The sequence below is a fragment of the Falsiroseomonas ponticola genome, assembly GCF_016805305.1.
Taxonomy (GTDB): Bacteria; Pseudomonadota; Alphaproteobacteria; order Acetobacterales; family Acetobacteraceae; genus Falsiroseomonas; species Falsiroseomonas ponticola.
In genome coordinates this window covers 1373213-1385434 of record NZ_JAERQN010000001.1, presented here as the reverse complement: position 1 = coordinate 1385434, position 12222 = coordinate 1373213, and the positions used below count along the sequence as shown (strand labels likewise).

The 12222-nt window shown below is 71.3% G+C and carries 10 protein-coding genes; 5 read left to right on the top strand and 5 right to left on the bottom strand.

Features of this window, described 5'->3' with window-relative positions:
• Window positions 1-102: 102 nt before the first annotated feature.
• Window positions 103-1743, bottom strand: coding sequence for a chaperonin GroEL (groL, locus tag JJI54_RS06685; RefSeq protein WP_203072019.1), 1641 nt, complete (start codon window positions 1741-1743; stop codon window positions 103-105).
• 110 nt (window positions 1744-1853) lie between these two features.
• Complete coding sequence (gene groES, locus JJI54_RS06680) at window positions 1854-2165, bottom strand: co-chaperone GroES (protein WP_133289015.1); 312 nt, start codon at window positions 2163-2165, stop codon at window positions 1854-1856.
• Between the two features lie 313 nt (window positions 2166-2478).
• Between groES and JJI54_RS06675 the strand changes: the two genes are divergently transcribed.
• A complete protein-coding gene (locus tag JJI54_RS06675) occupies window positions 2479-2763 on the top strand; it encodes an usg protein (RefSeq protein ID WP_203072017.1) in 285 nt (94 codons plus the stop codon).
• 19 nt (window positions 2764-2782) lie between these two features.
• On the opposite strand, the gene ubiM is transcribed toward JJI54_RS06675, so the two are convergent.
• From ubiM to JJI54_RS06660, 3 genes are all read right to left on the bottom strand, one after another.
• On the bottom strand, window positions 2783-3961 hold the full coding sequence (ubiM, locus tag JJI54_RS06670) for a 5-demethoxyubiquinol-8 5-hydroxylase UbiM (RefSeq protein WP_203072016.1): 1179 nt from the start codon (window positions 3959-3961) through the stop codon (window positions 2783-2785).
• Window positions 3962-4040: 79 nt separating this feature from the next.
• Entirely contained in the window at window positions 4041-4697 is a 657-nt protein-coding gene (locus tag JJI54_RS06665; protein ID WP_226381402.1) for a TVP38/TMEM64 family protein, read from the bottom strand.
• 32 nt (window positions 4698-4729) lie between these two features.
• Window positions 4730-5455, bottom strand: a complete 726-nt coding sequence (locus tag JJI54_RS06660; RefSeq protein WP_318987461.1) for a glycosyltransferase — start codon at window positions 5453-5455, stop codon at window positions 4730-4732.
• A 271-nt stretch (window positions 5456-5726) separates the two neighbouring features.
• On the opposite strand from JJI54_RS06660, the gene JJI54_RS06655 reads away from it, so the two are divergent.
• The 4 genes from JJI54_RS06655 (at window position 5727) to JJI54_RS06640 (ending at window position 12204) form a co-directional block, all read left to right on the top strand.
• Entirely contained in the window at window positions 5727-6833 is a 1107-nt protein-coding gene (locus JJI54_RS06655) for a COX15/CtaA family protein (protein WP_203072012.1), read from the top strand.
• Complete coding sequence (locus JJI54_RS06650) at window positions 6830-9493, top strand: PAS-domain containing protein (RefSeq protein ID WP_203072010.1); 2664 nt, start codon at window positions 6830-6832, stop codon at window positions 9491-9493. The genes JJI54_RS06655 and JJI54_RS06650 overlap by 4 nt, the downstream gene beginning before the upstream one ends.
• A 22-nt stretch (window positions 9494-9515) precedes the next feature.
• Window positions 9516-10946, top strand: coding sequence for a metalloprotease TldD (tldD, locus tag JJI54_RS06645; RefSeq protein WP_318987452.1), 1431 nt, complete (start codon window positions 9516-9518; stop codon window positions 10944-10946).
• Between the two features lie 82 nt (window positions 10947-11028).
• Entirely contained in the window at window positions 11029-12204 is a 1176-nt protein-coding gene (locus tag JJI54_RS06640) for a pyridoxal-phosphate-dependent aminotransferase family protein (protein WP_203072006.1), read from the top strand.
• Window positions 12205-12222 lie beyond the last annotated feature (18 nt).

The window sequence follows — 12222 nt, the reverse complement described above, 5'->3', positions numbered from 1 at the left end:
CAGCGGTCATGAAAAAGGGGCGGACCCGCAGGTCCGCCCCTCTTCCAGACGTCCAGAAAACCGGTCGCTTCGGCGATCGGGGCGAACCCGATCGCCAGGCGATCAGAAGTCCATGCCGCCCATGCCGCCCATGTCGCCACCGCCGGCGGGGGCCGCCTTCTTCTCGGGGCGCTCCGCGACCATGGCTTCGGTCGTGATCAGCAGGGACGCGACGGAAGCCGCATCCTGCAGGGCCGTGCGCACGACCTTGGTCGGGTCGATGATGCCGGCCGCGACCAGGTCCTTGTACTCGTCCTTCTGCGCGTCGTAGCCGAAGGTGTAGCTGTCCGTGCGCAGCACCTCGCCGGCCACCACCGCGCCGTCCTTGCCGGCGTTGGTCGCGATCTGCTTGGACGGCGCCTGGATCGCCTTGCGGACGATCTCGATGCCGACCTGCTCGTCGTTGTTCAGGCCCTTCAGGCTGCCCAGGTTCTGGCTGGCGCGCAGCAGCGCCGTGCCGCCACCCGGCACGATGCCTTCCTGCACGGCGGCGCGCGTCGCATGCAGCGCGTCGTCCACGCGGTCCTTGCGCTCCTTCACCTCGACCTCGGTGCTGCCACCGACGCGGATGACGGCGACGCCGCCGGCCAGCTTCGCCAGGCGCTCCTGCAGCTTCTCGCGGTCGTAGTCCGAGGTGGTCTCCTCGATCTGCGCCTTGATCTGCTCGCAGCGGCCGTTGATCTCGTCCTTGGAGCCCGCACCATCGACGATGGTGGTGTTCTCCTTCTCGATCTTCACCAGCTTGGCGCGGCCGAGCATCGGGAGCGTGACGCTCTCGAGCTTGATGCCGAGGTCCTCGCTGATCACCTGGCCACCGGTCAGGATCGCGATGTCCTCGAGCATCGCCTTGCGGCGGTCACCGAAGCCCGGCGCCTTGACGGCGGCGATCTTCAGGCCACCACGCAGCTTGTTGACGACGAGGGTCGCGAGCGCCTCGCCCTCGACATCCTCGGCCACGATCACGAGCGGACGGCCCGACTGCACCACCGCCTCGAGCAGCGGCAGCATCGGCTGCAGCTGGGACAGCTTCTTCTCGAAGATCAGGATGTAGGGGTTGTCCATCTCCGCGATCATCTTCTCCGCATTCGTGATGAAATACGGGGAGACATAGCCGCGGTCGAACTGCATGCCCTCGACGACGTCGAGCTCGGTCTGGATGGACTTGGCTTCCTCGACGGTGATGACACCCTCGTTGCCAACCTTCTCCATCGCCTGCGCGATCATCTCGCCGATCTCGGACTCGCCGTTGGCGGACAGCGTGCCGACCTGGGCGACCTCGGCGGAGGTGGTGATCTTCTTCGTCTTGGCCTCGAGCTCGGCCACGACCTGCGTCACGGCCTTGTCGATGCCGCGCTTCAGGTCCATCGGGTTCATGCCGGCGGCAACGGCCTTGGCGCCCTCGCGGATGATGGCCTGGGCCAGCACCGTCGCGGTCGTCGTGCCGTCACCGGCCAGGTCGTTGGTCTTCGAGGCCACTTCGCGCACCATCTGCGCGCCCATGTTCTCGAACTTGTCGGCCAGCTCGATCTCCTTGGCGACGGTCACGCCGTCCTTGGTGATCCGCGGCGCGCCGAAGCTCTTGTCGATCACGACGTTGCGGCCCTTCGGGCCCAGCGTGACCTTCACCGCATCGGCGAGGATGTCGACGCCGCGCAGCATCTTGTCGCGCGCGGAGGCGCCGAACTTAACGTCCTTGGCAGCCATGTGCTCTTATTCCCTGATCTGATCCGTTGAGGAGACGAGGCGAAGGGCAGGCCTTCCGGCCGGCCTTGTCGGGCCGTCGCGGGATGAACCGCGCCAGCCCGGGGCCTGCGTCAGGCGGCCTTCGCCACGGAAGGGTTGTCGAGGATACCCATGATGTCGGACTCCTTCATGATCAGGAGCTCCTCACCATTGAGCTTCACCTCGGTGCCCGACCACTTGCCGAACAGGATGCGGTCGCCGGCCTTGACGTCGAGGGCGCGCAGCTCGCCCTTGTCGTTCAGCGTGCCGGAGCCGACGGCGATCACCTCGCCTTCCTGCGGCTTTTCCTTGGCGGTGTCGGGAATGATGATGCCGCCCGCGGTCTTCTCTTCGGCCGTCACGCGGCGAACGAGAACGCGGTCATGCAGGGGTCGAAAGCTCATCGAACCTCTCCTGTCGCTTCCAATGAGTGGCAAGCTCTTCCGGAGATTTGCACGGCCAGCGGACCCGTCATGGCATCCGCTAGCACTCCCCCCAGAGGAGTGCCAACGATCTAGGGGAGTCCCAGGGCCACGTCAAGCGTTGTCAGCACTCCCGGAGTGCGAGTGCTAACAGACTGATCCCAAAGGTTTTTCTGGACATCCAGCCTTGCCCGCATGGCATGCTGCAACGCGATGGTCACGCAAGGCCCCGAAAGCCGCCCGGCCATCGCGACGCAGCAAAGGGCCCGGCCAGCCCGGGCCAGAAAGGAGCACGATGGATCTCTCCGGCCTCGAACGCTTCGCCCGCTTCGCCACCCTGCCCGACTGGCGGCTCACCACCGCCGAGATCCTCTACCACATGCCGGACCATCCGGGCCTGCTGCAGACCTTCATCTGGCAGAAGCACGATCTGGCGCCGCGCTTCCCGCTGCTCGGCAGTTTCCTCGACTTCTGGCGGCGGGAGATCGACGGGCCGCTGCATTCCGTCCGCGTCGCCTCCGCCGCGCTGACCCGGCCCGCGGAGCTGCGCTACGCCAACGGGCAATTCACCCTGCATTGAGCCGGCCGGCGCCGGGGCCTCAGCCCCGGCGCGGCACCAGCGCGTGGTTGGTCTCCGACAGCGTCGCCACGATCGCGCGCCGCACCGGCGCCAGCGCCGCCCCCGCGCCGATAAGCGCCGCCCGCGCCAGCCGCGCCGGCGCGCGGTCATCGGTGTAGAGCCGCGCCACGGCATTGGTCGCCAGGAACAGCGGCAAGGTGGCCCGCCGGTGCCGGGCGGCGTAGCGCACCAGCGCCGGCGCCTCCCCCGGGTCCCGCGCGCCGCGCAGCGCCTCCGCCAGCAAGGCGGCGCCGGACAGGCCGAAATTGAAGCCATGCGCCGTCACCGGATGCATGCCGACCGCCGCATCGCCCAGCAGCGCGAAGCGGTGCCCCGCGAAGCGATGGGCATAGGCGCCGACCAGCGGATAGGCATGCCGCGTCCCCGCCAGCACCATCCGCCCGAGCCGCCCGCCATAGCGCCGCGTGATCTCCGCCCCGAAGGCCTCCGGAGCCAGCGCCATCACCGCCGCCGCCTGCGCCGGCGGCAGCGTCAGCACCACCGAGGAAACCTTCCCGTTCAGCGGCAGCATGGCGATGGTCTGGCCATGGCCGAACCATTCGGTCGCCACGCCCCCATGCTCGCCCTCATGCGCCATGCGGGCCAGCACCATGGTGCCGCCGAAATCCACCATGGCGGCGCCGATGCCAGCGCGCTGCCGCGTCTCGGAGAAGCGCGAATCGGCCGCGATGACGACCCGCGCCGCCAGCGACCCGCCGCCTTCCAGCGTCACCGTCGCGGCGTCGCGCCCCAGCCGCAGCCCCGCCACGCCCCGCCCCGCCAGCAGCCGCGCACCCGCTTGCATCGCCGTCGCATGCAGGGCGCGGCGGATCAGGTGGTTCGGCACCAGCCGGCCCAGCGGCTCCCCATCCCCCTCCGGCTTCAGCCGCAGCGCCAGCGCCTGGCCGCCATTCAGCACCCGCGCCTCCCGCAGCGGGGACACCTCGTCGGCCGGGATCCCCTCCCAGGCCCCCATCGCCCGCAGGATGGCCTGCGATTTCCGGGTCAGCGCGATCTCCCGCCCATCGAAGGCGGGATCGGCGATGGCCGCCTCCGGCGCCTTCTCCAGCAGCGTCACGCCAAGCCCGCTGCCGGCCAGGGCCGAGGCCAGGGCGAGCCCCGCGGGGCCGGCCCCGATGATGGCCACGTCACAATCCATGCTCTTCATCCCCGCCGATATCGGGGCGCAATCCAGCGCCGACAGGCACGCGCGTCCATGATCCCGCGCAAGTGAGGGATCAGCCTTCCTCGTCCATCACGCGCCCGGCGCGGTGCCGCCGCAGCAGCCAGAGGCCGAGCGCGACGGAGACCGCCAGCAGCACCGCCGCCAGGCCCAGCTGCCACGCGCCCTCCACCCGGATGCCCTTGCCCAGCAGCGCGAAGACCACGGTCTGCGGCAGGTAGCCGATGGCCGATCCCAGCACGAAGGGGCCGAGCCCGATGCCCGCCATCCCCGCCAGCAGGTTCAGCGCCAGGTTGTTGCCGACCGGCAGCAGCCGCAGCGCCAGCGTCGCGCTGAAGGGGTTGGCGGCCAGCGCATCCCGCAGCGGCCGCAGCCGGTGGCCGAAGCGCCCTTCCATCCGCCGTTCCGCCCATTCCCGCCCCAGCGCCCGCGCCCAGGCATGGGCGGCCGCGCAGCCGATCACCTGCGCCAGCAGCGCCAGCGCGGTGCCGAGCACGGTGCCGAAGGCGTAGCCGCCGAGGAACGCCAGGCTCTGCCGCGGCACGCCGATGGCGGTGATGGCGGCGCCGACGGCCACGAAGACCACCTCGCCCCAGATGCCCTCGTCCCGGATGGTGCTGTCCACCCAGGCGGTGCCGGGCACGCCGCCCATCTCCCGCAGCAAGGCGCCACCCGCCAGCAGCCCCGCCGCCAGCACCAGCAGTTTCGTCAACGACCGCCAGCGGGCGGAACGGGGCGCCTGGCTCAGGACTGCTCTTCCAGACCGATGGTTTCGACCTGGGGCCGCTTCCAGCGCCGCTGCAGCCAGATCACGCCCAGCATGTCGGCGATGCTGACGGCAAGCCGGTCCAGCGTGCCGTAGTTGGACTTGCCCCGCACGCGCGGGCGGTGGTTCACCGGCTCGCTCACCACCCGCCCGCCATGGCGCAGCACGAGGGCGGGCAGGTAGCGATGCATGTGATCGAAGCGCGGCAATTGAAGAAACAGCGCGCGGGGGAAGACCTTGAGGCCGCAGCCCGTATCGGGCGTCGCATCCCCCAGCAGCCGCGCGCGCACCGCATTGGCGATGCGGCTGGAGAGCTTCTTGATGCCGCTGTCCTGCCGCTTCACGCGGTGCCCCGCCACCAGGATGTCCGGCCCCTGCGCGGCTTCGGCCCGCGCCCGGGCCCAGAGGGCCGGGATATCCGCCGGGTCGTTCTGCCCGTCCCCGTCCAGCGTCGCGATCCAGGGCGCGCGGGCGGCGGCGACGCCGGTGACGACGCCGGCGGATTGCCCGCAGGCCCGGCGGTGGCGCAGCGCGCGCAGCGGGAAGCGCGTGGCGGCTTCCGCCAGGCGTTCGCCGGTATCGTCGTCCGACCCGTCATTGACGCAGACGATCTCGTAGCGCGTGCCGGCCAGGGCGCGGGCGATCTCCTCCACCAGCGGCAGGACGTTGGGTCCCTCGTTCCGCATGGGGATGACGACGGCGATGTCGGGGCTGTCCGGGGGGGCGAGGCCGGGCGCCGAAAGGGCGCCACCGGGGGAAAGGCCGGGCGCCGGACTGGCGCCACCGGGGGGCAGGCCGGGCGCCGAACTGGCGTCAGCGGGGGGCAGACCGGGCGCCGAACTGGCGCCCGGGGGCCGGTCCGGCCCCGGGGGAAGCGCGGGGGCCATGCGGGCGGGGTAGCAGGGGCGCGGAATCACGGCAAGCGCAGGGGGGGTGGGTGCTGCGCAGATCGCCCACCGCTTCTATATTGGCCGCATGCCCTTCGATCTGCGCCCCCAGACCCTGCCCGATGCCGAATCCCCCGCCAGCCGCGACCGCCGCGCCGTGGCGTATTGGCTGCTGGGCGTGGCCGGCCTGGTCTGGGCCATGGTCGCCATCGGCGGCGCAACGCGCCTCACCGGCTCCGGCCTCTCCATCATGGAATGGGCGCCGTTGTCGGGCACCCTGCCCCCGCTGAGCGAGGCGGAGTGGCAGCGCCTCTACGACCTCTACCGCACCATCCCGCAATACGCGCTGGTCAATGCCGGCTTCGGGATCGAGGGGTTCAAGGAGATCTTCTGGCTGGAATGGATCCACCGCTTCTGGGGCCGGCTGATCGGCCTGGTCTATGCGGCGGGCCTCGCCTGGTTCTGGCTGCGCGGCCGCATCCCGGCGGGCAGCAAGCCGCGGCTGCTGGGCCTGCTGGCGCTGGGCGGGCTGCAGGGCGCGGTCGGCTGGTACATGGTCGCCTCGGGGTTCGAGGCTGATCGCACCGCCGTCTCCCCCTATCGCCTCGTGATCCATCTGGGCCTGGCGCTGGTCATCTTCTCCGCCCTGGTCTGGACCGCGCTCGGCCTGCTGCGGCCGGAGGGCAGCGCGGGGGCGGAGGCGCGGCCGGTGCGGCGCATGATGAAGGTCGCGGTCTGGGCGCTGGTCGCGGCCATGCTGGCGGGCGGCTTCGTCGCCGGCACGCGGGCCGGCTTCTCCTACAACACCTTCCCGCTGATGGACGGCCAGCTGCTGCCGGATGGCTACCTGCTGCTGGATCCCTGGTGGCGGAACATGACGGCCAATATCCTGGCCGTGCAGTTCAACCACCGCCTGCTGGCGACCATCGCCGCCGTCATGGCCATCGGCGCCGTCTGGGCCGCGCAGCGCCGCCTGGCGCCCGGCCATGCGCGCCGCGCCGTCTTCGCCCTCGGCGCCACCGTCGCGCTGCAATACGCGCTCGGCGTCGCGACGCTGGTGCATGTGGTGCCCGTCTCCCTCGGCACGCTGCACCAGGCGACGGCGGTGCTGGTTCTGGCGGCGGCGCTGGTCGCGCTGCATGCCCTTCGCCCCGCCCCCGCCCGCGCGGCGGCCCGCCCGGCCCCTGGCGCGTGACGGTGGCGCCGGCGCCGCCCGCGGAGACGTTGCACGCGCTCTTCACCGCGCTGCCCATGGCGCTGGTCGTCTATGACGCCGACCATCGCCTCGTCCTCAGCAACGACGCCACCTTCGCCTGGCAAGGCCTCGATCCCCGCATCGCGCCCCCCGGCACCCCCTTCGCGGAGATCGTGCGCATCCTGGCCTGGGCCGGCGGCTATGGCCCGGGGGATCCGGAGACGCTGGCCCAGGCCGTGCTCTCCGTGGACCGCAGCCGCCCCACCTCCCGCCTGCTGCGCATCCGCGACGACCGCACCATCCTGCTGGAAAGCCGCCCGCTTCCCGGCGGCGGCTTCTTCACCTGCAGCGCCGATGTCACGACCCTGGTGCGGGCGGAGGCCGAGGCCACGAGCCGCGCCCGCCAGCTGGAAACCGTGCTCTCCTGCCTGCATGGCGGCGTCGCGCTGTTCGACCAGGAGATGCGCTTCAGCCTCTCCAACCCGGCCTATGAGGCGCTGATCGGCCTGCCCCCCGGCACCATCCGCCCCGGCCACACCCATCGGGACGTGATGGGCCTGCTCGTCGCGCGCGGGGAGGTGACGGAGGAGGAGGCCGGCGTCATCAGCGAACGGATGCAGGGCGACCGCTACCGCCCCGCCATCCGCCAGCGCCAGCGCCCGGGGGGGGAGGTGGTGCGCTTCAGCATGCAGCCCATGCCCGATGGCGGCTGCCTGATCGAAGCCGACGACATCACCGCCCTGAAGCGCGCGGAGGATGACGCGAAGCGCCGCGCCGCCATGCTGGACGCGGTGCTGGCCGCGCTGCCCCACGGCATCTGCGTCTTCGGCCCGGATCGCCGCGTCTCCCTGGTCAATGCCGCCCATGCGCGGATCATGGAAGGCTCCGTCGCCCGGCTGGGGGACCGGCTGGAGGATATCGTCGCCCGCCGGGTGGCGGAGGGCGAGTTCACGCCGCAGCAGGCGGAACTCGTCATCGGCCGCCAATTTGCGCGCGACGGCGTCGATGCCCGCCCGGTCCTGCACCACCGCCCCAACGGCACGGTGATCGAGGCCCGCACCGCCCGCCTGCCCGATGGCGGCCACATCTCCGTCGTCACCGACGTGACGGCCCTGCAGAAGGCGGAAGCCGAATCGCGCGCCCGCGCCGCCATGCTGGACGGCATCCTGGCCGCCCTGCCGCATGGCGTCTGCGTCTATGGCCCCGATCGCCGCGTGCGCATGTTCAACGCCGCCTACAGCCGCATCATGGAAGGCGCGCCCGTCCAGGTGGGGGACCTGATCGACGACCTCGCCGCCCGCCGCGTCGCCGCCGGCGAATTCAGCGCCGAACACGCCGCGCGCACCATGGCGCGGAAATTCGTACGCAGCTCCGATGGGTGGGACGAGATGCTGCGCCGGCGCCCCAACGGCACCGTCATCTCCATCCGCGACGCCATGCTGCCCGATGGCGGCCACATCTCCGTCGTCACCGACGTCACCGCCCAGCACCGGGCGGAGGACGAGGCGCGCAGCCACGCCGCGACGCTGGAGGCGATGCTCGGCACCATCCGCCACGGCATCATCATGTACGGCCCCGACCGCCGCGTGATCGCGACCAATGCCAAGACCTCCGCCCTGACCGGCATGCCGGCCGAACGCCTGCTGCCCGGCCGGCTGATGGACGACCTGATCGACGAACAGGTCATGCGCGGGCAGATCACGCCCGATGGCGCGATCCGCATGAAGTCGATCGACCGCTCCGTGCCCCAGCGCTACAGCCGGGCGCGGCCCGATGGCCGCGTCATCGACATCGCCTCCGACCCCACGCCGGATGGCGGCTACGTCATCACCTATTCCGATGTCAGCGACGACCGCCGCATCCGCATGGAGCTGGAGAAGTCCCGCGCCGCCGCCGAAGCCGGGTCCCTGGCCAAGTCCCGCTTCCTGGCGACCATGAGCCATGAGCTGCGCACGCCGCTGAACGCCGTCATCGGCTTCTCCGAAGCGCTGGTCGGCGAACGCAACCCCGCGCGGATCGAGGATTATTCCCGCGCCATCAACGATGCCGGGCGCCAGCTGCTGCTGCTGATCGACGATATCCTCGATGTCGCGCGCAGCCAGTCCGGCATGCTGCCCATGGCGCGCCAGCCCGTGAAGCTGGCGCCGCTGCTGCAGGCCGCGGCGCAGGCGGCGGCGGATGCCGCGCTCCAGGCCGGCCTCACCCTCACCGTCTCCGCGCCCAGGGGCCTGCCGGATTTGGTCGGCGATGAAGCGCGGCTGCACCAGGTGCTGATGAACCTGCTCTCCAACGCGGTGAAGTTCACGCCCCAGGGCGGCCGCATCCGCCTCTCCGCCGCGCTGGGGGAAGCCGGGCTCGTCATCCAGGTCGTCGATACCGGCATCGGCATCGCGCCGGAGGATCGCGACCGCGTCTTCGAACCCTTCACCCAGGTCGATGCCTCCCTCGCCCGCCGCTTCCAGGGCTCGGGCCTCGGCCTCTACCTGGCCCGGACGCTCGTGGAATCGATGGGCGGCACGCTGGCGCTGGAGGAACCGGCGGATCGCCCCACCGGCGATGCCGGGCAGGGACCCACAGGCGAAGCCGGGCAAGGACCGGGCATCGCCGCCGTGCTCCGCTTCCCCGCCACCTGCCTGGTCACCCCCGCAGCGCCGGCCTGACAGAATCCCGGAAGGACCCATCGTGACCAATCCCCTGGCCGTGACCGACGCCCTGTTCTTCGACACGCTGGACCGTGCCGCCGCCGAACGCCTGGTGCGCGATGCCGCGCAGGGCGCGGAGGATGGCGAGCTCTTCCTCGAGCACCGGGAGAGCGAGGCGATCAGCCTGGAGGATGGCCGCATCCGCAGCGCCTCCTTCGACGCGACCCGCGGCTTCGGCCTGCGCGCCGTGGCCGGGGAGGCCGCGGGCTACGCCCATGCCGCGGAGATCACCGAAGCCGCGCTGGCCCGCGCGGCGGAGACGGTGAAGGCCGTCGCCGCCGGCCATGGCGGCACGCTCGATGTCGCGCCGCGCGCCACCAACCGGCATCTCTATTCCGACCTCAACCCGCTCTCCGCCATGGATTTCGCGGCCAAGACCGCGCTGCTGGCGGAGATCGACGCCTATGCCCGCGCGCAGGACCCGCGCGTGAAGCAGGTCATGGCCTCCGTCACCGGCGAATGGCAGGCGGTACAGATCCTGCGCCCGGATGGCGCGCGCGTGGCCGACCTGCGCCCGCTGGTGCGCTTCAACGTCGCCGTCGTGGTGGAGGCGAATGGGCGGCGGGAGACCGGCAGCTTCGGCACCGGCGGGCGCTTCGACTATGCCCGCGTGCTGGGCGAGGCCAGCTGGAAGGCGGCGGTGGCGGAAGCGCTGCGCCAGGCCCTCGTCAACCTCGACAGCATCCCGGCCCCGGCCGGGGAGATGGAGGTGGTGCTCGGCCCGGGCTGGCCCGGCATCCTGCTGCACGAAGCCATCGGCCATGGGCTCGAAGGCGACTTCAACCGCAAGAAGACCAGCGCCTTCTCGGGCCTGCTGGGAAGCCGCATCGCCTCCCCCGGCGTCACGGTGATGGATGACGGCACCATCCCCGACCGCCGCGGGTCCCTCACGGTGGATGACGAGGGCACGCCCTCCGGCCGCACCACGCTGATCGAGGATGGCATCCTGGTGGGCTTCCTGCAGGACCGGCAGAATGCGCGCCTCATGGGCGTCGCCCCCACCGGCAATGGCCGCCGCCAGTCCCACGCCCATATCCCGATGCCGCGCATGACCAACACCGTCATGCTCGGCGGCGCCCATGACCCGGCCGAGGTGATCGCCAGCGTCAAGCGCGGCCTCTACGCCGTGAATTTCGGCGGCGGCCAGGTGGACATCGTCTCGGGCAAATTCGTCTTCTCCGCCAGCGAGGCCTACCTGATCGAGGACGGCAGGCTCGGCGCCCCGGTGAAGGGCGCGACCCTGATCGGCAACGGGCCGGATGCGCTGACCAAGGTCGCCATGGTCGGCAACGACATGGGCCTCGACCCCGGCATCGGCACCTGCGGCAAGCAGGGCCAGGGCGTGCCCGTCGGCGTCGGCCAGCCCACGCTGAAGATGACGGGGCTGACGGTGGGCGGCACGGCGGTCTGACGCCACGCTTCCCAATCCCGCCATTAAGCGGGAACATCGGGCCATGCGCGCGGCCACCCCGCCGCGCGCGGAGGAAACACGCATGAAACCGCGCGGCCGCCACTTCTTCGCCAATCCGGGCCCCACCAACATCCCGGACAGCGTCATGCAGGCCGTCGCCCATGCGACGGTCGATTTCAACGGCCCCGACTTCATGGCGGTCTATGAAGGCTGTGTCGCCGGCCTCAAGCGCGTGCTGCGCACGGAGCAGGAGGTGTTCATGTACACCGGCTCCGGCCACGCCGCCTGGGAAGCCACCCTCGCCAACCTCCTCTCCCATGGCGACCGCATCCTGGTGATCGAAACCGGCCATTTCTCCGAAAGCTGGGGCAAGATGGCGGCCGATCTCGGCATCGTCGTGGATACGCTGCCGGCGGACTGGCGCAACGGCGTGGACTACGCCGCGCTGCGCGCCGCCCTGCTGGCCGACCACAGCCACGCCCTCAAGGCCATCGGCGCCGTGCACAACGAGACCTCGACGGGCATGACCCTCGACCTCGCCCGCATCCGCGCCATCCTGGACGAAACGGGCCACCCCGCCCTGCTGATGGCGGACACCATCTCCTCCCTCGGCTCCCTCGATTTCCGCATGGATGAATGGGGCGTCGATGCCGCCGTCGGCGGCAGCCAGAAGGGGCTGATGCTGCCCGTCGGCTTCAGCTTCACCGGCGTCTCCGCCAAGGCCATGCGGGCGCATCAGGGATCGACGCTGCCCAAGCACTACTTCTCCTGGACCGCGATGCTGGCGCGCAAGCACCGCAGCTTCATCGGCACCGTGCCGATCGCGCTCTTCTACGGCCTGCAGGAATCGCTCCGCCTGATCGAGGAGGAAGGCCTCGACAACGTCCTCGCCCGCCACCACCGCCTGGCGGAAGCCACGCGCCGCTGCGTGCGCCACTGGGCCGGCAACAACGGCCCGCAACTCTACGGCCAGGAACCCGACCGCCTGTCCGATTCCGTCACCGCCATCCTGATGCCGAACGGGCACGACGCGGAGGCCCTGCGCAAGCGCGTCGCCACCATGAACGTGGCCCTCGGCGCGGGCCTCGGGCGCCTCGGCGGCAAGGTCTTCCGCATCGGGCACCTCGGCGACCTGAACGAGCCGATGCTGCTCGGCACGCTCGCCGCCACCGAGATCGGACTGCGGCTGGAAGGCGTGCCACACACGCCGGGCGGCGTGGACGCAGCGATGGGCTACCTGGCCGATACCGCCGCCTGACCACCGTGGTGAGGGCTC

Bases quoted from the DNA above. Each gene is read 5' to 3' on its own strand.
- groES (WP_133289015.1), bottom strand. From the start codon at position 2,165: ATGAGCTTTCGACCCCTGCATGACCGCGTTCTCGTTCGCCGCGTGACG.
- groL (WP_203072019.1), bottom strand. From the start codon at position 1,743: ATGGCTGCCAAGGACGTTAAGTTCGGCGCCTCCGCGCGCGACAAGATG.
- JJI54_RS06640 (WP_203072006.1), top strand. From the start codon at position 11,029: ATGAAACCGCGCGGCCGCCACTTCTTCGCCAATCCGGGCCCCACCAAC.
- JJI54_RS06655 (WP_203072012.1), top strand. From the start codon at position 5,727: ATGCCCTTCGATCTGCGCCCCCAGACCCTGCCCGATGCCGAATCCCCC.
- JJI54_RS06675 (WP_203072017.1), top strand. From the start codon at position 2,479: ATGGATCTCTCCGGCCTCGAACGCTTCGCCCGCTTCGCCACCCTGCCC.
- ubiM (WP_203072016.1), bottom strand. From the start codon at position 3,961: ATGGATTGTGACGTGGCCATCATCGGGGCCGGCCCCGCGGGGCTCGCC.